Below are 23,204 nucleotides of genomic sequence, written 5' to 3' on the forward strand. Positions count from 1 at the left end.
CAAAACTGACAGAATTCAGCTCCTATCAATACTCATTCTCATCTGCAGCCCTGCTGGCCAGAGTTCAGCACAAGTTGTGGATATGGATCAGACCAGCTGGCACAGTGAAGGAGACAACTTTACATGTCGTCTCAGGCAACCAGTCAGCAATGGTTATATGGAGTTTGTAGCCCGTGCTGGCCACCCACTAAGCCTGACTCTTTTTGATGGCGATAAAAGCAGCACCGGTACACTGTCATTAGTGCAAACTCCTCCTCCCTGGAAGCAGAATCAAAAGCCAGTAGAACTGGGCAAAGGCCCAATTTCACCGAAAACTCCTTATCAGCCCAATGGCGCAGAAGGTCTTCTGCGGGGCTTAACAACCGGCTACTGGGGAAAGATTGTTCTTGATGAAAAGAAAGGACAAAGAGCCATAACTCTTAGCAATACCGGAATCTATAAGCCTGCTCTGGCTTTCCAGGACTGTCGCAACCAGCTTCTGCCAGCAAGTTATGACCAGCTCAGCCTGTTGCGCATTCAATTCTCCAGCGGCAAGAGTCGCCCGCAACCGAGATTTGCAGATGATCTGAATAATCTCGCAGCTTATGTTCGTGAAGATAAGGAGATTGAAGCGGTGCATGTGGATGGTCATACCGACGGTGCTGGTCATCATCTGGATAATCTGCAAATTGCCAAAGATCGGGCAGAAAACGTTGCCAGTTACCTGACCTATCTGGGTATTCCAGAAGAAATCATCAAGACCCGCTTTCATGCCGAGCGTTATCCTGTTGCCAGTAACAACACCGCTGCAGGCAGAGCCAAAAACCGCAGGGTGGAAGTTCGCCTGATAAGAAAAAATACGCCACCAGATCCGGAAACGTTCTTCTCCAAGTAAATCTGCTGTACTTATTAATCTGACCTTCAGGCTTGATAGCCCAGTGGTTTTCAAGCCCACCTGTCAGAACTCCGTTCGCTGTGAGTAGACTTTAGAAATAATCAAACCTTTTTAAATAGCAAATTGATCTATTTCATCAGCTTATGGCCATTTCTTATTCCTCTATATTTCAATTGTTAATACAAAAACTAATTTATATTTCCTCGCTTTATTTCATCAATATGACACGCCATCACGTATTCAGGCTGTAGCAGCCAGCGTGCAGGGAAGCGGGGCGCTGAGTGGTACAGGGATATGTACGAATACAGCATTTTACTGGTGGGGAAGGATTGCATTGCCCCACTGACATCGCTTCCCTGCAGAACCTTTACTGCAGACAACGGTCAGCAGGCTCTCACCCTGCTCAAGACCCAGTGCATGGATGTTATTGTTATCGATGCCGATCTGTCTGATACCCCAACTCACCAGCTGCTTGAGAAGCTCAAGAAGAGTCGCCACTCTCCTCCAGTCATTATTACCACTGATACTCCAGCAATTGATGAAGCAGTTGCTCTTATAAAAGCCGGTGCAACCGAGTATCTATCTCGGCCTCTGGATATTTCATTACTGCAGAACCTTACCAATCAGCTAATTCGGCGAACAACAAATAACAGCCATATCATTGCCCTGTCCCCTGCCAGCAGGCAGCTTTATCAGGTAGCGGAACAAGTCGCTAAATCAGATGCCACCGCATTGATCACCGGAGAAAGCGGAACCGGCAAAGAAATCCTGGCTGGTTTTATTCACCGACATTCATCCCGCAGAGCCCAGACTATGGTTGCCATCAACTGTGCGGCTATTCCGGAAAATCTGCTGGAGTCTGAACTCTTCGGTTATGTAAAAGGCGCCTTCACCGGCGCTTATACAGCTCGCCCCGGTAAATTTGAGCAGGCCAATCAGAGCACACTGTTTCTGGATGAAATTGGCGAGATGCCCCTACACCTGCAAGCCAAACTTTTACGGGTTTTGCAGCAACGGGAGGTAGAACGGATTGGTAGCACACAAAGCGTAAAACTCGACATCCGCATCATCGCAGCAACCAATCAGAATCTTGAACAGCGAGTGAAAGAGGGGTCCTTCCGGGAAGATCTTTACTACCGCCTGAATGTTTTCCCACTCCATTGCCCGCCATTAAAAGAACGCACGGAAGATATCGTTCCTCTTGTTGAACACTTTCTGGCAGAAGCAGGCAGTGAGAAAAGCCTTTCCGAAGACGCTGCAGAACAACTGAAAAAACATTCCTGGCCGGGAAATGTCCGGGAACTGGAAAACATTATTCAGCGCGCTCTTATTATCAGCCGTCACTCAACTATTGACGTTGAAGATCTGATGCTGCCGCACGTTCAGGCAAAAGCAGAACTGACCTTTAACGCAGAAAGTCTGGAAGAACACTGCCGCAAAGCGGAATACCAGCATATCGTCGCTGCACTTCAGCAATATTCCGGGCGCAGGGAAAAAACAGCGCAAGCGCTGGGAATTACGACCCGAACACTTCGCAACAAACTGGCAGAAATGCGTGGCTACGGCATAGATCCCGCCATGCCTGCAAGCTTGTCTCAACACAATTCGTGAAATAAGAACAACGCAGGGAGAGGACAACGATGGTCGAATCAAGCACTCAAATCCAGTCGCTGTTTCAACAAAACCCTATAGCCCGAGAGCTTTCTATCGGGCAACCAGTAGAAGAAGGCCCTGACTTTGGCGACATCATGAAGCAGGTTCTCAACCATGTGAACAGTCTGCAACAGGACTCCAGCACTCGCATGGAAGCGGTAGAAACCGGAGCCAGCGACGACCTTCTGGGTGCCATGATTGCTTCCCAGAAAGCCAGCCTCTCTTTCCAGTCTTTGCTTCAGGTACGCAATAAAGTTGTTGCAGCTTACGAAGAAGTGATGCGGATGCAGGTTTGATAAGGAAGCCAACAAAACACTATGAATAGCGCTTTGTCACCAGACACACCAATCCAGAGCCAACCTGCTGCTGGTCAGGCTGAAACAGCTAACGAAGAAACTGCCCAAAGTCGTGGCAAACAGCTGTTACTGACTTTAGTAACCATGTTGCATAACAGTCCTCGCTCACAGCTGATGTTAATTGTGGTTCTGGCGGGCTCACTGGCAATGGGAATCGTTAGTTTTCTGTGGTCCCAGAATGCTGACTACCAGCCACTCTATGGCAGTCATGAACTTTATGATGTATCTGGTGTAACCGGTGTACTGAAACAGGAAAACATTAAGTTCCGGATTCACCCACAAAGCGGGCAGGTATTGGTTGATTCCTCACGCATTTCCGAAGCTCGTATCAAACTGGCCGCAGCAGGCATTACCCAGGAACAACCGGAAGGTTTGGATGATCTGGGAGAAGACCCTTCCCTCGGTACCAGTCAGTTTATGGAAAATGTACGTTATCGTCAGGGACAGGCTGGTGAGCTGGCTCGCACAATCATCAGTCTGAAGTCTGTTCGCAACGCCCGTGTTCATCTGGCCATTCCCAAGAAAAGTTCTTTCGTTCGGAAAACTGAAAAGCCAACAGCTTCTGTTTTTGTTGAACTGTTACCCGGGCATAAGCTGGAACGCTCTCAGGTAGAGGCCATCGTAAACCTGATTGCCAGCAGCGTAACCGGCCTGCCCCGTGACAATATTTCTGTTATTGACCAAAAAGGAAACCTTCTCAGCCGGGATCTGGATGCAGACGACGGCGGCTTTGGTATGGCCAATAAGCAACTGGACTTCACCCGTAAAGTTGAAGCCAATTATACCAACAGAATCAGTAACCTCCTTGAGCCCATTGTTGGGTTAGACAACTACCGGGTTCAGGTGACAGCTGACGTTGATTTCAACCGTATAGAACAGACATCAGAAGAATATGACCCTGACAATCGTCGTGTGATTCGCAGCGAATATGCCCGAGAAACCCCTAACAGTGGCGAACGAGTTGGAGGAGCTCCCGGCGCACTCAGCAATGCGCCACCAGCGACGTCGGACAATGAAGAAGAACAAAAAGATGGCGCTGCACCACCCCGTAAACAGACGGAATACACCCGCAACTACGAGCTAGATCGGGTAATTAAGAAAGTTACTCAGCAACAAGGCCGAGTTAAACGACTGAGTATTGCCGTAATCCTCAATCAGTCAGCATTTGAAGAAGGCGCGACTCCTGATACTGCACAGTTAAAACAATTGGTTCAGGATGCTGTGGGCTTCGACAGCGAACGACAGGATCAAATCAGCATCCACAGTGCCGGGTTTATCAAACCTGAACCTATAGAAATGATCGAAATTCCCTGGTGGCAGCAGCCGCAGATGATTACTTACCTGCGCTACATCATCGGCGGTTTGCTGTGTTTCTCAGTGATCATTTTCCTTCTGCGCCCGCTGGTGAAACGCGTTGCCAACCCTCCGCCCATGATTCAGGCCCCACAGGCACTGGCCGCTCCCCAGGCGCAGCATGAAAACGTTTATCTCGATGATTCCATGGCTTTGCTTCCGCCGGAAGTCGCTGACTTTGATACCCAGCTAAGCAGTGCCAGAAAGCTTGTGAATAAAGAGCCCGCCCGTGTTGCACAGGTTGCCAAGATGTGGATGAAAAATAATGAATGATGAAAGATCAGGCCTCATTGGTTCCGGAACCAAAAATGTTGCTGTGCTGATGCTCAGCCTTGGGGAAGAAGGGGCAGCAGAAATTTTCAAGCACATGTCCCAGCAGGAGATTCGCCAGGTCACCATGGCAATGGCGAGTATGCCGCCTCTGAAAAGGGAAGAAGTGCAAACTGTTTTAGGGCAATTTTTCCATGAATACCGTTACGAATCTGGCCTGCTTGGCGGAACTAAACAGTTTCTGGAGAAAACCCTGAACAGGGCTCTGCCGAACAAAGATGCCAACAATATGCTGGAGAGTGTGTTTGGCGAAGAGAGCACTACCAACTCTCTGGAAATGATTAAGTGGATGGATACATCCATGATTGCTGAGCTGATCTCCAACGAGCATCCTCAGCTTCAGGCCGTGGTGCTCGCGTATCTGGATGCAGACCAGGCTTCAGCTGTTCTGCAAAGGCTACCAGCGGAAAGCCATAGAGAATTACTCTCCCGTGTCGCCAAACTGGATGAACTACACCCATCTATTCTTCAGGAACTGAATGACATGTTTGATCAGAATATGGTCAAGATGACATCCAGCCACAACACCTCCGTAGCTGGCTTGCGGCAGGTTGCTGATTTGATGAACAGAATGAATGAAAACTCCGCCCGGCAGCTGTTGGAACATTTTAAAGGCAGCGATACCTCTCTTGCCGAGCAGATAGAAGACCAGATGTTTGTATTCGAGCATCTGACCAAGTTGACTGATGAAAACCTGGCCAGAGTTGTTGCCGAAGTTCCCCAGGAAATTCTGGCTCTTTCCCTGAAAGGTGCGTCTGACAAGCTAATGAGCAAAATCCTGGCAAATATGGCCAAGCGAACAGCTCGTTATCTACAGAATGATATAGAAAACCTTGGCAGTGTACGTGCCAGCCAGGTTCAGAAAGCCCGCCAGGAAATTCTCGATGCGGCAAGAAAGCTGGCGGACTCCGGAGAGATTGAGCTGAGTGCTCAAGACGAAGAAATGATCGAATAAACAGCCATAAGCTGAAAAAGCAGGATGCGTTTATGAAAACCATGGGAAAGGTTATTAAACCTGAGAACAGCAAAACGGAGAAAGTGCAGTTTCCGGCCTTTGCCCGCCCACCTGTTACCCAGCAGAAACTGCCTCTGCAGGATGAAGAAACACAATCATCGGTAGTCACTGAGTCTGTGCCCCAGAAAACTTCACAGTCGCCACAAAAGCAGGAACCCATAACCTCCCATAACGATGGTTTTCGTGCCGGTTATAAAGAGGGTATGCAGAAAGCACAGGAAGATGGTTTTCAACAGGGTTTTACCAAAGGGCAAGAAGAAGGTTTCCAGCAGGGCCACGGTGAAGGCTTGCAAAAAGGCCTGGAAGAAGGCCACCAGCAAGGTGTTGAAACAGGCTATGAACAGGGCTTTGCCCATGGCAAGCAGGATCTGGATTATTTGAAGCAACAAATGGACAGCCAGCTGGATCAGGTTGGAAAACTTAACCATGAGCACCGGGAGCAGCTTTCCCACTGGTTGTCGGAAGTTATTCACACCGTTGTTGAACATGTGACCCGCATTGAGCTTCGTAACCGCCCCGAACATATTTACCGGGTTATAGAAGACACCCTTCAACAGTTACCGAACCATAGTGGCTACTTTAAGGTTCACCTGAATCCTGTGGATGCGGAGAAACTTGTTCAGCTGCACCCAGATATCCGGGAGCGCTGGTCAATCGTTGCCGCACCGGAAGTTGCTCCAGGGGATTGCTACGTTGAAGCAGAACACTCTGAAGCGGAAGCCAGCCTTGAACAACGTATGAGCGACTGCCTGAATCTTATTCGTCAGGAACTGCCGAAAGAACTGGAGAAGCACCTTTCATGAGCTCTTCTCTTTTAGAGGCAATTCGCCAGCTACCTGTAGCTCGTACCCATGGTCGTTTAAAGCGTATGAGCGGGTTATTGCTGGAAGCAACAGGTTGCCATCTGGCGACTGGTGATCGCTGCTTAATACAGGGAAACAGCGAGCTGAATGTTGAAGCAGAAGTGATTGGTTTCAGTGGTGAAAGACATTTCCTGATGCCTCTCACCAGCCCGACAGGTTTGCGCCCCGGCGATCGCGTAAAACCTCTTTCTGATGACTGCGATATTCCTGTAGGCGAAGAGCTGCTGGGAAGGGTTCTTGATGGTCTGGGTCAGCCACTGGACGGCAAACCAGCGGTTACCACACAAGAAAATATTCATCTGCACGCCGAACCTATTAATCCTCTGCAACGCAGGCCTATCAGTGAACCTCTGGATGTAGGCGTCAGGGCAATTAATGGCTTACTCACTATTGGCAAAGGTCAGCGGCTGGGGCTGTTTGCTGGCAGCGGTGTTGGCAAAAGCGTATTAATGGGAATGATGACCCGCAACACCACAGCAGATATAACCATTGTCGGCATGATTGGTGAGCGAGGCAGGGAAGTAAAAGAGTTTATCGAGCAGACTCTTGGACAAGGCGGCCTGGAACGTTCATTGGTTATTGCTGCTCCTGCAGACTCATCTCCGGTTATGCGTTTACGCGCTGCTCAGTTGTGCCATCGTATTGCAGAATACTTTCGGGACCAGGGTAAAGATGTTCTTCTACTGATGGACTCCCTCACCCGCTATGCTCAGGCGCAGCGTGAAATTGCTCTTTCCGTTGGCGAGCCACCTACTTCCAAAGGTTATCCACCGTCGGTTTTTTCTTTGATTCCAAAACTGGTTGAACGTGCAGGTAATGGCTCACAGGAAAATGGTTCCATAACCGCATTTTATACCGTGCTGACAGAAGGGGATGATCAGCAGGATCCGGTTGCCGATGCCGCGCGTTCTGTTCTGGATGGTCATATTGTTCTGAGCAGAGAACTTGCTGATTCCGGACACTATCCAGCCATTGATATTGGCTCATCCATCAGCCGCTCCATGCCCGCGGTGACCAGCGAACAACACCAGCAATGTATGCAGCAATTCAAGCATGTTTACACCCGTTATCTACACTTGAAAGATCTGATTGCTATTGGTGCTTATCAGAAAGGCTCTGATCCGGAACTGGACCAGGCAATGGAACTTCATCCTCTGCTGCAGGGTTACCTGCGTCAGGGGATGTATGAACAGGTAGATAGTCAGAGCAGTGTGGCTCAACTGTTATCTATCTGGTCGCCGGAACAGGCTCCTGTTCCCAGTACAACGTCTAACTGACGTTTAAGAAAAATAAACAACAAGGATAAGGATATCCCATGACCACCGGTACTTCTGCCGCTCACTCATCAACCTCCGTGACAGACAAAAGTATTCATCTATTGAACAAATGTTTGGATCATCAGAGAAGTCGTTTTGATCAGGCTCGCCTGCTCACCCACCAAGCAGCTATGGTTTTGCGCAACCAGACCCTTCAACTGGAAAAGCTTAACGATGCCCTGGAAGATTATCGTAACAAGCCTGCTGGTCAGAAACCTATGTCGATCGTTAATCAGGCCAGCTTTCGTAAATTGTTGGTTGATGTAAAAGACCTGCAGAGTAATCAAGTCAAAAGAGAAGAGGCGACCTATCAGCAGTGTCAGGAAGAAGCACTGAAAGAACAGCGCAAAATCAAAACCATGGAAAAGGTTCTGGAAAAATTAAAAGCCAGAAAGCGCCAGCAGGTGATCAGAAAAGATCAAAAGACTCTGGATGATCAAGTAGCAGCCGCTCATATCCGGAAAACGCGTCCACATTAAACATTCAAACCCAATGTCGATAGAGAGCCTTAGTTCTAACTGCCACGGAATTAAGGCTCTTTTTCTATAAGCAGGAAAAGTGAGGTGATCAATATGCTTCGTTTCATCACTGCCATGATGTTTGTCGTTAGTGCATTCTGCAGAGCCGAAGTCGTTATCAATGACCAGCCTGTCTCCATAGAAAAAGGCGGTGCAGATAACTTAATTCGCAGTGTGAAATCGACTGTTGCACGCCGCTTGCTCAGCAATCTTGATAAAGATACATCAGAGATGGATCGTTATATGGCCTGTAGCGAGACTTTTGAGATTCCCCGATTCTATCTGTGTATTGCTTTTTATCAGCAGGATTTAAACGATGCTTTCACCCGTGCTGGAATCTTTATGGGTGCAGGTAAAGGAATGGCCAGGGGAACTTTGCTGGCAGACAATAACTGGACACTGGCTAACTATAAGAAGCTTGTCGCTGGTCACAACCTGCCCGGAACAGTTGTTGTGCAGTTTTATGATGCTGCCAATAAGAATAAACAGATAAAACTTAACGAGATGGAGAGCCAGTTCTATAGTGCAATGTCATCATCTCCTATCAAGAGCAACGACAGCCCGTTCTACATTGTCGGCCTATCTGTACAAAGCACAAAGTCCCAGCAATCCGTTTTAAGTCATGAAATATTCCACGCCCAATACCTGCTCACCCCAAACTATAAAACAGTGGTAGATCGCTACTGGCAAGATACAGTAACACCCTCCGACAAAGACAAAATAAGAGCGGTATTAGGTCAAGCGTATAACACCGAAGACGGGATTATCATTGATGAGTTTCAGGCCTACCTTTTACAGGACAATGCGAATAAAGATATGCTCAAAGCCTTTACCTCTTACCGTGAAGGGCTTGAACAGGCGTTTTCTGAGGCCGGTGTGGCAATTATTCGTTCAATGTAGAGAGTTTTAGATTTCCCGCTGGTTAGCCTCTGCAGAATATATAGCTGAGTCCACTTCCGTTTGTGGCATCAGGTCATCCAGATCGTGGATCATATTCCACTGCTTGAGTAATTGTTTCTCGCTTTTCTGGGTCAGGATTAACAGATCAACTCTGCGATTAATGGGGTCAACAGCAGGCTTTCCCTGAATCGGCGCCCTGTCACCCATCGACGTTGTGCCGATTATCAGATTTGGCGACACCCCTCCAAAAATAAGAGTCTGCCGAACATTTTCAGCTCTTTGGGCGCCAAGAGACCAGTTGCGGTTCTGATATCTTTGGTCATGAAAACTTGTGCTGTCACTGTGACCAACAATCACCACTCCACGGGCTAACTTCTCAATCATTGGGCTTAATGCCAGAACAAAGTCTTCATAGAATGGAGTCAGATCGCTGTGGCCAGTACGAAAAACAGCGCCGTGATCCCCCTGAACAATAGTTATCATCAGTCCTTTGGGTAACGTACGTACCTGCATACAACGCCGCATTCCTCCCAGCCCCCGAGCTTCACTCACGCCAGAGAACAACGCATTCATACCCATCATTTCATCAAGGCCAGGGGATTCTTCACCGGCAGGTTCAAAACCACTTTTTCCGGAAGGTGAAGCATTTATCGGTTTGGGCGTGCCCTGATGAACAGATGTGGCTCCCTGCATGGGAATGGGGTTACGGCTGGAAGGTTTTCGGAATATCCCGGGGTTAGAAAAATAATGGGATATCGACTTTTTCTGAACCTCATTGGTTGCAGCTACCAGCCAGAGAACCATAAACAGTGCCATCATAGCTATAGCAAAGTCGGCAAACGCCACCTTCCAGGAACCGCTGCCATGATCATCATGATCCCCTCCACTTTTGGAGCGAATAACAACTACATCAGCCATATTAGCGTTCTCCTTTGAGCCAGCTCTCCATCTCAAAAAATGACGGTCTGATCTCGTCCAGAAGCACCCTTCGCCCGGCATCCACCGCCATAAGAGGCGGGCGCCCACTCAAACTGGCAACCAGTGTCGCCTTTACGCACTCAAAAGCCTGAACTTCATTCTTGGCGGTGTGATCAATAGCCGAGGCCAGCGGCCCCAATATGCCGTAACAAAGAAGTATCCCGAAAAATGTACCGGTTAACGCGGCCGCGACTTTTACCCCAATAAGTTCAACCGGTCCATCAATAGACTGCATGGTAATAATAATGCCCAGAACCGCAGCAATAATGCCGAACCCCGGGCAGGCATCAGCTGTCTGCTGCAAAGCTTTGGAAGAGCGTTTGATATCATTACCAAAGGTATGAACCTCCTGCTCCATCAGGTTCTCGAGGTCATGAGAAGTAATATTTCCCAGACTGGTCAGTCGAAAGTTATCGGTCACGTAATGGAGCAAACGTCGATGACTGGATATCCTCGGGTAAGCAACAAATACTGCGCTGTCTTCCGGCGCTTCAATATGTTCCTCCAGAGCATTGCCACCTTCCCTGCGGGAGATCTCCAACAGCTGGAAAACCATCCTGAGCAGATCCATATAAAAATCGCGGTCAAAGTCATATTTTTTGATAAATGCAAACTTCAGGTGCTCCAGTACCTGCTGCTGAACAGAACTGGGGTTTGCTACCATGAAAGCCCCAACCGCTGACCCAGCAATAACCACAAGTTCTGCTGGCTGCCACAGCGCTAGCATCTTGCCGCTGGCAGCAACAAAGCCACCAATCACACTGGCAAACAGAACCAGAAACCCAACAATTCTCAGCATGAACAAGTACCACTTTTCCCTGAAGAGCGTGACTGCATAAAAGCTCTCAGCCTCAGCAAAGCCTGTTTGTGGAGCTGGCTGATACGTGCCTCTGTTACCTGAAACACCACAGCAATTTCACACTGGTTCATTCCCTGACGGTAAAAAAAATCCAGAAGCTGCTTCTCATTAACCGGTAACCGATCAATACCCTGACTGAGCAAAACAGCCTGTTCCTGCCTGATAATTTTCTGTTCATTGTTCGTCTTGCTATCCAAAGGTTCGTCAATCAGGGATTCCAGCTGGCCACACGCAATGTTTTCCAGCTCTTTTTGATAGTCAGAAACAGAACAACCAAGACTTTCGGCCATCTCTCTTTCTGTAACCACTCTTCCCAATCGCTGCTCAAGCACAGCCATGCGATTGGAGATATATGATGCAGAGCGACTGATTCTGCGAGGGCGCCAGTCCATGCGGCGGATTTCATCAACTATCGCGCCCCGGATACGCAACTGGGCAAACCGTTCAAACTCTCCGGCACCAGTACCATAATTTCCATCATAGCGACGAGCAGCTTCTACCAGGCCAAAAAATCCTGCCTGCAACAGATCATCCATGGTTTCCAGTCGCTGAATCTGTTCAGCAATACGCCGAGCCTGTCGCCTGACCAGCCTAAGGTTTTCTTCAACCAGAGTCTGCCAGTTTGGCTGACTGTCCGACCTCGCCCGTAATGTGTAACGATCCCGCGTAATAACGTGAGTATCTGCCGGAGAGCTTCGTGCCAACATGGTGTTACTGGATCACTAGGCTGGTGAATAACACATCTTCAACCTGAGCCTGTTTTGTTTTTCTTGATGCAACCTTCAGCACAAGCTCCCGGGCATCGGTTCTTAACTGCGTCCTGTTTTTGGGAATCAACATGGCCTTGTAAGTCTGGTTAGAGAACAGTTCCAGTAAGGCATTCCTGAAAACAGGCACATAAGACTCAAGGGTTTTGGCGTATTTGGCACTGCGCGTCATTAGGGAAACATCAACCTGCATGTAGTGAGTTTCCTCATTTTCATCAATCAGATTCACCACCAGCGTGCCAAGGTTTTGATAGAGGGGAACAACGGCAACCTGTGGAGGTGCTTCCGGATCAATACTACCTTCATCCATCAACAACCATGCGGCAACAGCCGCTGCAACAACGACTACAGCGGCAACAATAATGATGATATTTCGACGACTGGCTAGAGCCATGGCCGGTTACCTCAGGCGTAGGTATCAACCAGTGAATATGGGTCACTTAATTTAGAAAGGCTTCTCTCCTGCCCACTTCCCTGAAGGGCGCTGCCTTCATGCCCCGCGGGGTAACCCTGCTCCCGAAAGTGTTCTGTATTTGCTGGATGTTCTGAAGAATATTTATGGTCATAGTCTGATACAGACACATCAACGCGTTGATAATCCTGATAACTGCTTTCAACCACCATGCGGAATGCATCCCTGTGGCTCCTCAAAATATCCAGATGACTTTCCGTCCCCTGAATATTCAGACTGATGCTTTGCTCTCCCTGCTCCAGCTGGGCCTCAACAATTCCCAGATATTCAGTGCTTACCGTAAACCGGGCTCTCCTGTCCTGTCCCAGCCAGACGGTATGGAGACTTTCGGAAACCTGACTGGCACTTTGGTCATTCTGAGAACCTGTTATAAAAGAATCAGGGGCAAGCTCTGGAGCCTTTGAACTTGCAGTCAAAGACATGGGCTTAACTCCTGTGTTTTCTCTAGCATCGGAGGTGACAGGGACAGGCTCTGTCACAACTTCCGATAACTGCCGTGGTTGTGCAGAAGGGGTATCAAGCTCTGCAAGGGTTGAGGTTGAGGTTGAAGTAGTTGCAGCCTCTTTATGCACTTCACCGGCTGCAGGTAATACAGAAGCCTTTCCTGATTCTGTCTGCACTGCAACCGCGGCTTTATTGAAACGATCATTCGCCAGAAGCTTATTAACCTCTGCAGTTTGCTCTACCTGATTTCCAGATAAAGGTTCTTCTGCTTCAGGGTTACCGCTTGAACTGGGTTGAACCAGATCTAAGACGGGCTCCAGTGTCACCAATTCTTCCCCGGCATGACCATTAAACTTCTCTGCAGTAGCAGGCTCCAAAACCTGTTCACCTGAAACAGTACTCATCTCTACGGTTTCAGGCACAGGCAGAAGACCTGTTTCTTCTGATGTAAGAGTTAATGGGTTAATGCTGTCACTGTATTCAACTGGAGCACTTCTCGAGAGAGAGTTACTTTTTAACGACTGGGGCTCTGGAGAGTGATTATCAAGAGTGTTGCGCAGCTGCTCACCAAATGTCTGTTCTGGCAGGCAATTCAGAAGCAGGGAGGTTATATCCGCGTCGAGAAACTCTTCCTCCTCACCAATAGCACCAGTTTCCCCAACACTTCCATCACGGCTTAAAGCAGCCGGAGCAGAAGAGAGCTGGGCATGGTTACCGCTAACGGATATTGCCATTGCTTCAGTGTCCCGTATTGAGAGGTGCTGCCTCCCAAGCATCGATCAATGTTTGCACTACACCCTGAACAGCCTTCAAGGCTTCGAGATCGTCTTCAAGAGTAGTACGAGACAAAAGAAACAGACAATGATCGTATAACTGATTCAGCTGGCCGGTCATAGCTCCCACCTGCGCCTTTATATCAGCGTAAACATCTGCAGAGGCAAGGTTCTGTTTTAAGGTAATAAAAATATCCATACACCGGCCAACCAGCTCACCTTTGCGGGCAATCTGTCTGGACTCAATACAGCCTTCACACTGATAGAGCATATCCAGCAGCCCCTTAAGCAGCAGCTGTAACCTTTCAACCTGACCAGTTTCATCAGCGCGAACATATTGGCTGTGCCGGTAATGGTTTCTCGCCTGTTTGACAGTGTTCAACGTGAGCGCCCTCTACCGGGAGCGTTGATGACAAGCCTGTCCTTCATCAGTTCAATACTGCTACCCACCTGTTTCAGCTGGCCAATACGCTGATCCATATCCACATACTTGCGCAGAAGCCTGTCGGTAATTTTTTGTCGCTCTATATCCAGGCTGATATGTTCGGAGGAAAACTTCCTGATATTTCGTTCCAGCGTTGCCCCCCGTATCTGCAAACCATTAGAAGGTTTATCCATAGAGCGAATAAACTCGCTGACCTTAGCGACCGGGCTTTGCCTGTCGAACAACAGTGGTGGAATATCTTCAGGGTGATTCTGAAAACTCCGGTTCAGTTTGATTTTATCCAGAGAGAAAAGCCCATCACGCATGCGGGTCAAACCAATATCCGCTAACGACCGATAGTGATGAGATCCGGAGCGGTTAACCTGCCCCAGTATGCGATCCAATTGCTGAGAAAGGTTTCTGACCATCGGGTTGCCCGGTTGCCCTTGCTTGGCATCACCCTGCGCCGCAGTCTGAGCGGCCTTCATAAACACATTGCAGCTTTCGGCAAAAGCACTGAGTTTGGCGGCCAGTGCTTCAACATTGTAATTAACAGAAACCAAAACTTTTCGGCCGACTTCTGCTTTGAGAAGGTTCAGCTCAAGCCCTTCTATCACGTTCTGAATCAGGTGATTGCGGCTGGTATGGCTTGAGCCATTCACTCGATAAATACAATCCTGCCCGGCCTCACTGACAGAGAAGGTATTGGCGAGTGCCGCAAATCCATCAGTTCCTGCAACCGTTACTGCAATATTGGCTCCTGACTGTCTGGGAGCAATCACCAGCCGTTCGCCAGAAGCATCTGTCTCCACTCTTGCCTGAAGCTTTTCGGAAGTTGCCAGCTCAATAGTTTCAGCAACCTGAAGCAGTGACTTTTCGTCAGCTGGCGTGGCTGGCACCTGAACTGTCCATTGCTGAGTCTGAGCGGTTCCAGCTCCGGTATCTGTGTAGGTAAGCGCCAGATCACCAGAATACATCTGCCCGGCAGTCATATAATCTGATGCCACCTCAATAGGCGCTGCAAGCTGCACAACTTCAACAATATGCGACCGCTCTGCGGGCAAACCGGTGACAATGACATCAACACGATCAGGTTGTGATGAATCTACGGCAGGAACAATTTTGTGGTTCTGCAGATTCTGACTACTGTTTAGAAACTCTCCCCCGGCACCAAAAAGCTTTCCCAGTGCAGACAGCTCTTTTTCGGCTCTGCTCTCCTGCCGTTTTATAGCCTCTTCTTTCGGAGCCATTTCACTGTCGGCAATAGCTTTGACCATAACCTTGATATCAAGGCCAGAGCCAATTCCGGGAATATCCAAACCGCTCATAGGGGCATCAGCTATGTCAGAAAAGTAAGAGCTATAGTTCGGTTAAAACTACAGCTCATATCGCACTATTGAAGAAGATGGAGAACGTCTCTGGCCAATTCATTGGCCTGAGCCAGGTTGGCGATACTCGCCTGCTTCAGGATCTGCTGTTTGGTCATCTCGGCCATTTCTGCAGCATAGTCTGTGTCTTTAACCCGACCACGGGATGCGGTCATATTTTCCCGAATACTCTGGAGATTAAAGATGGTGTGCTGGAAACGGTTCTGAATCGCACCGAGGTTACCGCGCTGGTCATCTATATCAGCTATAGCAGAATCAATAATTCCGATTGCTTTCTGGGCACCGTCATACGTTGAGACATTCACTGTATCAACTGTGTTCTTGGTTTCCTTTGAAGAGTCTACAGCACCAACACCAGTACCAGCTGCGCCGAGAACGGATGTCGCCCCTGCAGTAGCAGAGGTTGCAACATTATAAGAACCTCCCGCTTTTTCAGCTAAAAAGTCGACTGAGCCTTTAACATCAATGGTTGTCCCAACAATATCCACAACAGCTGCACCAGCATCACTGCCATCAGCGTTTTTACCTCTTACTGTGGCATCATTGGCACTCAGGGCTGCTGGGGTTGATCCACTATCGGTGGTTCCCGATGCAGATATCGCAAAGGTATCGCCCGAAGTGTTACCCACAGTAATCACGTTTGTTGTGTAAGAAGCCGTCAGCCCCGCAACATTATTTATCTGTGAGGCCAGAGCACCAAGCGTTGCATCCTGACTGGTTGCATAGTTCTCAGTGTAGGTTTTGCCATTTATCACCAGTGTTGCCACATCACCTGCAGCTGCAAAAGTGCTTGCGGCAAAAGTCACATCCATTTCGTTTTTGGCTGTTGCACTCATGTTGGGGATTGTAGAAGTCGCTTTGGATGCCAGATCTTTAGCTGACTCCCCGGCTTTCAGGTCAATGGCATGGGTTTCACCATCCACGCTGAATGTGAGGGTCTGGTCTACAACGGCATCGGCACCATTCAGGGTGAAACCATTAAACGTCAGTTCAAAACCATTAATCCCCAGATTGTCACTGGTGACGCTGGTGATAGTGATGGCGATGGTTTCGTTCGCGTTTGCACCAATCTGGAAGTTCTTCTCCGTATAGGTACCATCAAGTAGCTTCTGGCCACCAAACGTGGTGGTATCCGCAATCCGGTCAAGCTCCTGAGTCAGCTGGGTGACCTCTTTCTGCAAGGCCGCCCGGTCCACGCTGTCGTTACTGTCATTGGCAGACTGTACTGACAGGTCACGCATACGCTGAAGTATTGCAGTGGACTCATTCATCGCACCTTCAGCCGTCTGGGATACCGAAATACCATCATTGGCGTTTCGAACCGCAACCGTCAGACCATTGATCTGGGAAGTCATCCGGTTAGTAATCTGCAAGCCGGCGGCGTCATCTTTCGCACTGTTGATCCGGTAACCAGTGGACAACCGTCGCATGGATGTTTCCAGCGCGCCGGTTGCTCTTTCCAAACCCTGCTGGGCAGTCAGGGATGGGACGTTGGTGTTTACACTGAGGGCCATAAGAAGCTCCCCTCGTATTGCTAAGAAGTGTCGAGCGAACTGACTCGATGCTGCTCTACTCGACCAGAGCCGGAAACAGTTAAGGGTTTATGTATTGAAAAAGTGAAAGGCCGGAAACAGTGGTCAGACTTTTGCGGGCGGCATCCATTGCTGCTGAAGACTGGTTTAACCGAGAAACCGCTGACGCATAATCAAGATCTTCAAGGTCAGCACCCAGCTTCTGGCAAAACAGTTTGTACTGCCGATGCCCTTCAGCAGTGTTATCCAGCATTTTCATTCTTGACCCAAGATCTGTTTGAAATCCGTTAAAGGAGTCAGCAGCCAGATCGACTTTCTTCAGCGTATCAATTAGAGGCGCAGATAGATCAGCAGGAGGGGATTGCAGAAGATTTTTCAGGTCAACCAGCACATCAAGAAAATTGAATGTGCCTCCGGCACCATCCGGGATAGCAAAACAAAGGCTGTGGGCTGTATCTGTAGCTTCAACACTGGCCGTTTCCGTGACCATCACCTGTCTGCGATTAGGGTCATCATTGTTGATCTGAGGTAATCCATTCGCATCAAACTCCACCGGAGCATGGAAAGTTTTATAGCCCCCAAAAAGATAGTTACCGTCAGCATCTCTGGTATTCAGCACCGATACTATAGAATCAATGATATGAGCCACTTCCAGCCCTAAGGCCTGCAAACTCTGGTTATCCAGTGAAGCATTATTAGCCTGTAAGATAATGTCTCTTGTTTCCCCAACCCTTGAGACACAATCCTTGAGAAGAATATCTTCATGTTCCAGTAGGCTGTTTAAGGCGTAGATATTTTCCAGAAATATATCTGTTGTTGTTATGCGACGATTAACTTCCATTATCTGAACGGCAGCCAGCGGATCATCAGAAGGCTGGTTCAGCTTCTTACCACTGGCAACACGGTTCCACTCCTCCAGAGACTGCGATGTAGCCTGCTGAAGGCTGGTGACCATTGAACTCTGTTCCTGCAGAGTACTGATACGCATAACGATTAAAACAGAGTCAGCAGCTCATCGATCACCACACTTCCCGTAGCAATCACACGAACATTGGCCTGATAGTACTGCTGGAAGCGGATCAGGTTGGCAGCCTCTTCATCAAGATTCACACCGGAGAGATTATCTCGCTCGGCCCGGGCACTGTCTCTAAGGGAGAGTTCAGCTTGCTCCCGACTGGTCGCCTGACGGGCATCCGTTGCCACACGGGACACCTGCCGATCATAAGTCACCGACAAGCTACTGCTCAGCCCTTCACCATCAAAATAATCAAGCAGTTTGCCAAGGTTGCTGTTATCGCCAGAACCCTGACTTTTGCTGGGGTCATCTGGATCCGGGCTGGCAAACCCCAGCTTTTTAGGATCACTGAGTACCACCTTTGCATTACCAGCCTCGTAGCGCCACGGGGTTAATAAATATTTGTCCCCGATAGCCGGAGTTCCGGTAGCAAGCGATAGCGAAAGACCATCAAACTCAAACGGTGTTGCCAGACTGGAGAAGGCGTAAACGTGTTTATCAGTCTGCCGCGTCACCGTTCCTCCAGTGGGAGAAGTGAACTCCAACCTGTAATCACTTGCTTTCAGGTCACCCAGCTTGCTGTCATCAATTGTCAGTTCCAGCTGACCATTGCCTATCGCTGTTTCCCGAACAATGCGCCGCCCGATAAAAGAAGGATCATTTAACTCACGGAAAAGTTTATTGCCAGTTGTGTCATCCAGGCCAAAACCTTCAGAAAGAATCCGGTTACTGCCACCGGTTAGCAGGGCAGACTGAATCCCTAATGCATTTTGTTCCCTGATAAGTACCTGGTAAAAGTCTGCAACGCCCCCTAATACGCCGCCCCATTGGCTGACATCCAACTCTGTGCCGGAACCAGACGAAGAGGCTGTCACACTCATTTTGTTACCGTTATTGCTCTTTTGGCCAACCAACTCGAAGCTTTTGTTCCCTGTCACCAGGGCAGTACCTCCGGCCAGAACAATGTCAATCATGCTCAGGCTACCGCTTTCTATGGCCTTTGCTCCGGTAAGTTCACTGAGATGATCAACCAGACGGTTACGGGTATCCTGCAGATCCCCGGTATCACTTCCAGCAATTGTGGCTGTACGAATACGATCATTCACAGCAGCAATGTTTTCCGCCAGCTGGTTAACTTCTGCCAGCAAGCTTTCAACCTGAACTTCCATCTGCTCATGAAAGGCCTGAAATCGTTCCTGCAGCGTTACCAGTTGCATAGCGGCTAGATTGGCATCCCCTAAAACTTGCTGCCGCACAGCGAGTGCTTCCGGTGTTACAGCGGCCCGTTGAAAAGAGCGGTGCAATTGATTGAGAGGTTGGGAATATCCAGTGTTTTCACCACCCAGAATGCCATCCAGCTGATGCATATAACTGTCTATGGTTTTAGCCTGCTGGTATTGGCCACTGGTATACCAGACTCGTGTAGTTACAAAGGCATCGGTGACCCGGCGAACTTCGGCAACAGTCACCCCGGAAGCCAAAACACCGTGTCCACCGCCATGAGTTTGCACCGGTTCAAGAACATTTTCCCTTCGGCTGTACCATTCGGTGAGAGTGTTGGAAACATTCTGTGCCGTATTATCCAGGCTGCCACGACCAACCGTGAGACCACTCTGGCCGATATTCAGAAGGTTACTCATTCAAACCCTCCCCAGCGCTATGTAATCCCCAGTCAGCCTGGGCGCTGATTGTTGAGATTACCTGATTCCAAAAAGTTTCTGTCAGAGCTGTCTGCCTGGACAGAGAGAGGGGTGTATCAGCAGCAATCGTTTTATTGACCTTCAGACTTTCCTTGCAGACTTCGGACAACAGAAAACTGTGAAACTGCTGTAGGATCATTCCCTTGTCACCAGACAAGTCTTTAACTCGGGATAGCTCAGACGACAGTGCAGTCGTATCTGATACAGGTGAAATCTGAGGAACCATGATCAAAGAATTTCCAGTTCAGCCTCAAGCGCACCGGCTTTTTTCATAGCCTGCAGAATAGCCATCATTTCACTGGATGTGGCACCAATACTGTTAAGAGCAGCGGTTACTTCTTCGAGGGAAACAGACTTGGGTAAAACTTTAAGGGCTCTGGAAGGCTCGCTGACACTGATATCACTGCGCTGGGTAACCTGGGTTGTACCGGCTCTGGCGAAAGGTCCTGGCTGGCTGACCTGAGGTTCTTCGTTAACCGTCACCACAAGGCTTCCATGAGTAATCGACACTGGTCGAATACGAACATTTTCCCCGATAACAATAGTTCCGGTACGGGCATTAAAAATAACCTTTGCCAGAACAGGACCACTATCCACATTCAACCCTTCCAGAGCAGACATAAAGGCCACCCGCTGATCCGGCTCAAGCGGGGTTTCAACCAGCACCTGCCGCCCATCCACAGCAGAGGCTGTTCCCTGGCCAAACAGTTCATCAATCTTTTTGACGATATTTCTAGCCTGGCGGTAGCTGGTTTCTTTCAGGTTAAGAGTGATTGCTGTTCTGTCCTGCAGATAAGGAATCACACTACGTTCAATGGTGGCTCCAGAAGGAATCTGACCGGCGGTCGCAACATTCACGCTGACTTTTGAACCGCTGGCACCTTCTGCTGAAACACCACCAATAAACAAAGACCCCTGAGCGACTGCGTACACACGTCCATCAACGCCTTTTAAAGGTGTAGCTAAAAGGCTTCCCCCGCGTAAGCTTTTAGCATCGCCTAAAGAGAGAACTGTGACATCCAGTTTTTGTCCAACCCGGGCATAGGTCGGCATGGATGCAGAAACGCTCACTGCAGCAACATTTTTCAGACGGGGTTCAATATTATCCGGTACCTGTACTCCAAACTGGCGTAGCATGTTGATAATGGATTGTGCGGTAAAGCGCGTCTGGCGGGTTTGGTCTCCGGTTCCCTGTAAACCAACGACCAAACCATACCCGATCAGCTGATTGTCACGGATACCTTCGATATCAACCAGATCAAACAGTTGGATGGAGTAGCCTGCGAAACTCCAGAGTAAACCGATAGCACTAACTAAACCTCGTACAACCAGCCACCGCATAATTTTGCTGCACTCTCAAAAGGGAAAAAACCGGCTATTCAGCAGCCGACTCAACCATCCCTGTGTATTTGCCTCAGCAAGATCGCCTTTTCCTGTGTAGCTGATTTTGGCTTCAGCCAGCCTTCGGGATGAAACCCGGTTGTTTGACGAAATATCCTCAGGCCTGACTACACCGCTGATAAACAAGACTTCGTCTCCCTGAGTGAGACGAATTGTTTTGGTACCTTTCACGAACAGGCTGCCATTGTCCAAAACGGCCTGAACCATCACAGTGACGGAACCCACCAGCATATTGCTCTGACCGGTTCTACCATTCCCGGTAAACTGCCTGTCGACAGCAGCATTACTCGCCAGTGAATGCCCTCCCCCTAAGATATGAGCGCCTGTCTTTCCAAAAATCGTAGGATCGGGGATATCGATTTCATCTTTCTTATTAATTGTTGTATCAGCTCTCTTGCTGGAGCGGGTCAGCTCATCCAGAGTGACCGTCAGAATGTCACCAACACGGTAAGCTTTCAGATCATTGAACAGGCGAATCGCAGAGGCTTCGCTGTATAAACTTCCCGGCGAAAGATCCTCTGTCACTCTCACGGTATAAGGAAGTTCATCAAGGTCGGTTTCCTGCTGCGTCAAAGGTTCTGTGGTTTGGCAACCAGCCAGTAAACACATAACTATCAACAGACAACACCATCGATACTGCCTGATAATTCGATCAGACATTACGAATCAGGTACTCCATCATGTGATCAGATGTTTCGATTGCTCTGGCGTTCATCTCATAGGAACGCTGAATCATAATCAGGTTTACCAGTTCTTCTACGGCCTCAACATTAGATGTTTCCAATGCAAACTGACGAATGATGCCCATACCATTTTCACCGGCCACACCTTCCACCGGATCACCACTGGCTTCTGTCTCCAGATAGATATGCCCACCTTTCGGCTTTAAACCACCGGGGTTCACAAAATTTACTAACGTCAGCTGTCCAACATTCTGTGGCTGGGATTCCCCCTGCATCGTTACACTCACAGTACCGTCTTCAGCAATGGTGATAGTTGTGCCTTCCGCAGGAATGGTGATTGCGGGCTCAATAGGCAAACCATCCGACATCACAATCACGCCTTCGGAGTTCAGTTGAAGCTGGCCGTTACGGGTATAACCAATAGTGCCATCCGGCATCTGCACCTGAAAAAAGCCCTGACCGACCAGAGCAAGATCTAGGGCTTGAGTGGTGGTTTGAATATTGCCGTTGGTAAACACCTTTTGCATGCCATCCACTCTGGCACCTGTACCTACCTGCAACCCGGATGGCAGATTATTCTGTTGATCGACTTGTGCGCCAGCCTGACGGAACTCCCGATAGAACTGATCAACAACCATGGCCCTGTCTTTTTTAAAGGCATAGGTGCTGACATTGGCCAGATTGTTGGATGTCGCCATCAGTTGACGATCCTGAACAGAGAGCCCGGTCTGGTTTATCCACAATGCAGGATGCATGAAGAAAACACTCCTGAAAGATCGAAAGAAAATAGGGTGTGTTCACAAGTAAACATCGAGCTCAGCCATTACCTTCATGGAGCAGCTTGTCGCCACTCACAGTCATATCGCTGAAGGCACTCATCATCCTTACATTCATTTCAAACTCTCTTCCAAGAGCCAGAAAGTCCATCAGTTCAGCAACACTGTCGGTGTTAGCACCTTCCAGTACCCCCGAGTTAATTTCCACTTCAGGATCAGGAGCCAGTGCTACATTACCTACATAGCGAAACATACCTCCGGTCTGGCGCTGAAGCTGATCTTCCGGGGGATTCACCAGCATAAAGCGGGCAGCCTCAACAATCTCAGACTCCTGTCCACCACGAGGCACAATATTGATTACACCATCCGTGCCAATAGTCAGCTTTGAATACTCGGGAAGGACAACCGGACCTCTCAGCCCCATAACCTGAAGGCCACCAGCCGTAAGAACCTCACCGGTTCCGGTCACTTCCAGTTGGCCATTACGGGTCAGCATTTCCACACCATTAACATCAACCACCAACCAGCCTTTTCCGGGTATAGCCACATCCAGTTCCCGGCCGGTATGCTTCATTGGCCCCGGAGTAAAGTTGGTCTGGCTGCGAGCAGGCAATGGCATTTGGCGACTGTCATAACGGGGTTGATTTTCTACTTCTGGCTGAACATCCAGCGCCTGCTGCATACGCTCAGCAAAGGGAATTTCCGCTTTAAAACCGGGAACGGAAACACCTGCAAGATTTGAAGCCCTCACCGCCTGAAACTGCATAATCTGATCTGCAGAGCCAGAGGGCATATAAACACCAAAATCCATACT

General features: G+C 49.0%; 24 protein-coding genes. 9 read left to right on the top strand and 15 right to left on the bottom strand.

The genetic code is table 11. The annotated features are described in order from the left end of the window. Positions 1-82 precede the first annotated feature (82 nt). The 9 genes from ACY2RR_RS01910 (at position 83) to ACY2RR_RS01950 (ending at position 9,178) form a co-directional block, all read left to right on the top strand. Positions 83-874 carry an OmpA family protein gene (locus tag ACY2RR_RS01910; RefSeq protein ID WP_490106443.1) on the top strand — a complete coding sequence of 264 codons (792 nt, stop codon included), beginning with the start codon at positions 83-85 and terminating at the stop codon, positions 872-874. A 294-nt stretch (positions 875-1,168) separates the two neighbouring features. After that, a complete protein-coding gene (locus tag ACY2RR_RS01915) occupies positions 1,169-2,485 on the top strand; it encodes a sigma-54-dependent transcriptional regulator (protein WP_490106444.1) in 1,317 nt (438 codons plus the stop codon). A gap of 29 nt (positions 2,486-2,514) precedes the next feature. Continuing rightward, a complete protein-coding gene (gene fliE / locus ACY2RR_RS01920; protein ID WP_490106445.1) occupies positions 2,515-2,823 on the top strand; it encodes a flagellar hook-basal body complex protein FliE in 309 nt (102 codons plus the stop codon). Between the two features lie 21 nt (positions 2,824-2,844). Beyond that, positions 2,845-4,509 (top strand): flagellar basal-body MS-ring/collar protein FliF, encoded by a 1,665-nt coding sequence (gene fliF, locus ACY2RR_RS01925; protein ID WP_490106446.1) that lies wholly within the window; start codon positions 2,845-2,847, stop codon positions 4,507-4,509. Beyond that, a complete protein-coding gene (fliG, locus tag ACY2RR_RS01930) occupies positions 4,502-5,521 on the top strand; it encodes a flagellar motor switch protein FliG (protein ID WP_490106447.1) in 1,020 nt (339 codons plus the stop codon). Before fliF ends, fliG begins: the two co-directional genes overlap by 8 nt. A gap of 32 nt (positions 5,522-5,553) precedes the next feature. Continuing rightward, positions 5,554-6,384 (top strand): FliH/SctL family protein, encoded by an 831-nt coding sequence (locus ACY2RR_RS01935; RefSeq protein WP_490106448.1) that lies wholly within the window; start codon positions 5,554-5,556, stop codon positions 6,382-6,384. Further along, positions 6,381-7,721 carry a flagellar protein export ATPase FliI gene (gene fliI, locus ACY2RR_RS01940; RefSeq protein WP_490106449.1) on the top strand — a complete coding sequence of 447 codons (1,341 nt, stop codon included), beginning with the start codon at positions 6,381-6,383 and terminating at the stop codon, positions 7,719-7,721. The genes ACY2RR_RS01935 and fliI overlap by 4 nt, the downstream gene beginning before the upstream one ends. Before the next feature lie 38 nt (positions 7,722-7,759). Next, the gene (locus ACY2RR_RS01945) at positions 7,760-8,239 is read left to right on the top strand and encodes a flagellar FliJ family protein (protein WP_490106450.1); all 480 of its coding nucleotides are present in this window, start codon (positions 7,760-7,762) and stop codon (positions 8,237-8,239) included. A 93-nt stretch (positions 8,240-8,332) separates the two neighbouring features. After that, the gene (locus ACY2RR_RS01950; protein ID WP_490106451.1) at positions 8,333-9,178 is read left to right on the top strand and encodes a hypothetical protein; all 846 of its coding nucleotides are present in this window, start codon (positions 8,333-8,335) and stop codon (positions 9,176-9,178) included. Positions 9,179-9,184: 6 nt separating this feature from the next. Here ACY2RR_RS01950 and ACY2RR_RS01955 read toward each other — a convergent pair whose 3' ends face one another. The 15 genes from ACY2RR_RS01955 to flgF form a co-directional block, all read right to left on the bottom strand. After that, complete coding sequence (locus ACY2RR_RS01955; RefSeq protein WP_490106452.1) at positions 9,185-10,096, bottom strand: flagellar motor protein MotB; 912 nt, start codon at positions 10,094-10,096, stop codon at positions 9,185-9,187. Between the two features lies 1 nt (position 10,097). Beyond that, entirely contained in the window at positions 10,098-10,955 is an 858-nt protein-coding gene (gene motA / locus ACY2RR_RS01960; protein ID WP_490106453.1) for a flagellar motor stator protein MotA, read from the bottom strand. Beyond that, positions 10,949-11,722, bottom strand: a complete 774-nt coding sequence (locus ACY2RR_RS01965) for a sigma-70 family RNA polymerase sigma factor (protein ID WP_490106454.1) — start codon at positions 11,720-11,722, stop codon at positions 10,949-10,951. Before ACY2RR_RS01965 ends, motA begins: the two co-directional genes overlap by 7 nt. Positions 11,723-11,726: 4 nt before the next feature. Further along, on the bottom strand, positions 11,727-12,176 hold the full coding sequence (locus ACY2RR_RS01970) for a flagellar basal body-associated FliL family protein (protein ID WP_490106455.1): 450 nt from the start codon (positions 12,174-12,176) through the stop codon (positions 11,727-11,729). Positions 12,177-12,187: 11 nt separating this feature from the next. After that, positions 12,188-13,432, bottom strand: coding sequence for a hypothetical protein (locus ACY2RR_RS01975; protein WP_490106456.1), 1,245 nt, complete (start codon positions 13,430-13,432; stop codon positions 12,188-12,190). 4 nt (positions 13,433-13,436) lie between these two features. Then, entirely contained in the window at positions 13,437-13,853 is a 417-nt protein-coding gene (locus ACY2RR_RS01980) for a flagellar export chaperone FliS (RefSeq protein ID WP_490106457.1), read from the bottom strand. After that, a complete protein-coding gene (gene fliD / locus ACY2RR_RS01985; RefSeq protein ID WP_490106458.1) occupies positions 13,850-15,223 on the bottom strand; it encodes a flagellar filament capping protein FliD in 1,374 nt (457 codons plus the stop codon). The genes ACY2RR_RS01980 and fliD overlap by 4 nt, the downstream gene beginning before the upstream one ends. A gap of 65 nt (positions 15,224-15,288) precedes the next feature. Continuing rightward, positions 15,289-16,797: a flagellin gene (locus ACY2RR_RS01990; protein WP_490106459.1), complete on the bottom strand. Its 1,509-nt coding sequence runs from the start codon at positions 16,795-16,797 to the stop codon at positions 15,289-15,291. A gap of 79 nt (positions 16,798-16,876) precedes the next feature. Further along, on the bottom strand, positions 16,877-17,803 hold the full coding sequence (flgL, locus tag ACY2RR_RS01995; RefSeq protein ID WP_490106460.1) for a flagellar hook-associated protein FlgL: 927 nt from the start codon (positions 17,801-17,803) through the stop codon (positions 16,877-16,879). A gap of 5 nt (positions 17,804-17,808) precedes the next feature. Then, a complete protein-coding gene (locus ACY2RR_RS02000; protein WP_490106461.1) occupies positions 17,809-19,470 on the bottom strand; it encodes a flagellar hook-associated protein FlgK in 1,662 nt (553 codons plus the stop codon). Beyond that, positions 19,463-19,756: a hypothetical protein gene (locus ACY2RR_RS02005; RefSeq protein ID WP_490106462.1), complete on the bottom strand. Its 294-nt coding sequence runs from the start codon at positions 19,754-19,756 to the stop codon at positions 19,463-19,465. Before ACY2RR_RS02005 ends, ACY2RR_RS02000 begins: the two co-directional genes overlap by 8 nt. Positions 19,757-19,758: 2 nt before the next feature. Continuing rightward, entirely contained in the window at positions 19,759-20,871 is a 1,113-nt protein-coding gene (locus ACY2RR_RS02010) for a flagellar basal body P-ring protein FlgI (protein ID WP_490106463.1), read from the bottom strand. A 15-nt stretch (positions 20,872-20,886) separates the two neighbouring features. Then, positions 20,887-21,591: a flagellar basal body L-ring protein FlgH gene (locus tag ACY2RR_RS02015; RefSeq protein WP_490106464.1), complete on the bottom strand. Its 705-nt coding sequence runs from the start codon at positions 21,589-21,591 to the stop codon at positions 20,887-20,889. Continuing rightward, positions 21,584-22,369, bottom strand: coding sequence for a flagellar basal-body rod protein FlgG (flgG, locus tag ACY2RR_RS02020; RefSeq protein WP_490106465.1), 786 nt, complete (start codon positions 22,367-22,369; stop codon positions 21,584-21,586). The genes ACY2RR_RS02015 and flgG overlap by 8 nt, the downstream gene beginning before the upstream one ends. Before the next feature lie 61 nt (positions 22,370-22,430). Then, entirely contained in the window at positions 22,431-23,201 is a 771-nt protein-coding gene (flgF, locus tag ACY2RR_RS02025) for a flagellar basal body rod protein FlgF (RefSeq protein WP_490106466.1), read from the bottom strand. Positions 23,202-23,204 lie beyond the last annotated feature (3 nt).

Source organism: Parendozoicomonas sp. 2304DJ65-17 (assembly GCF_058148445.1).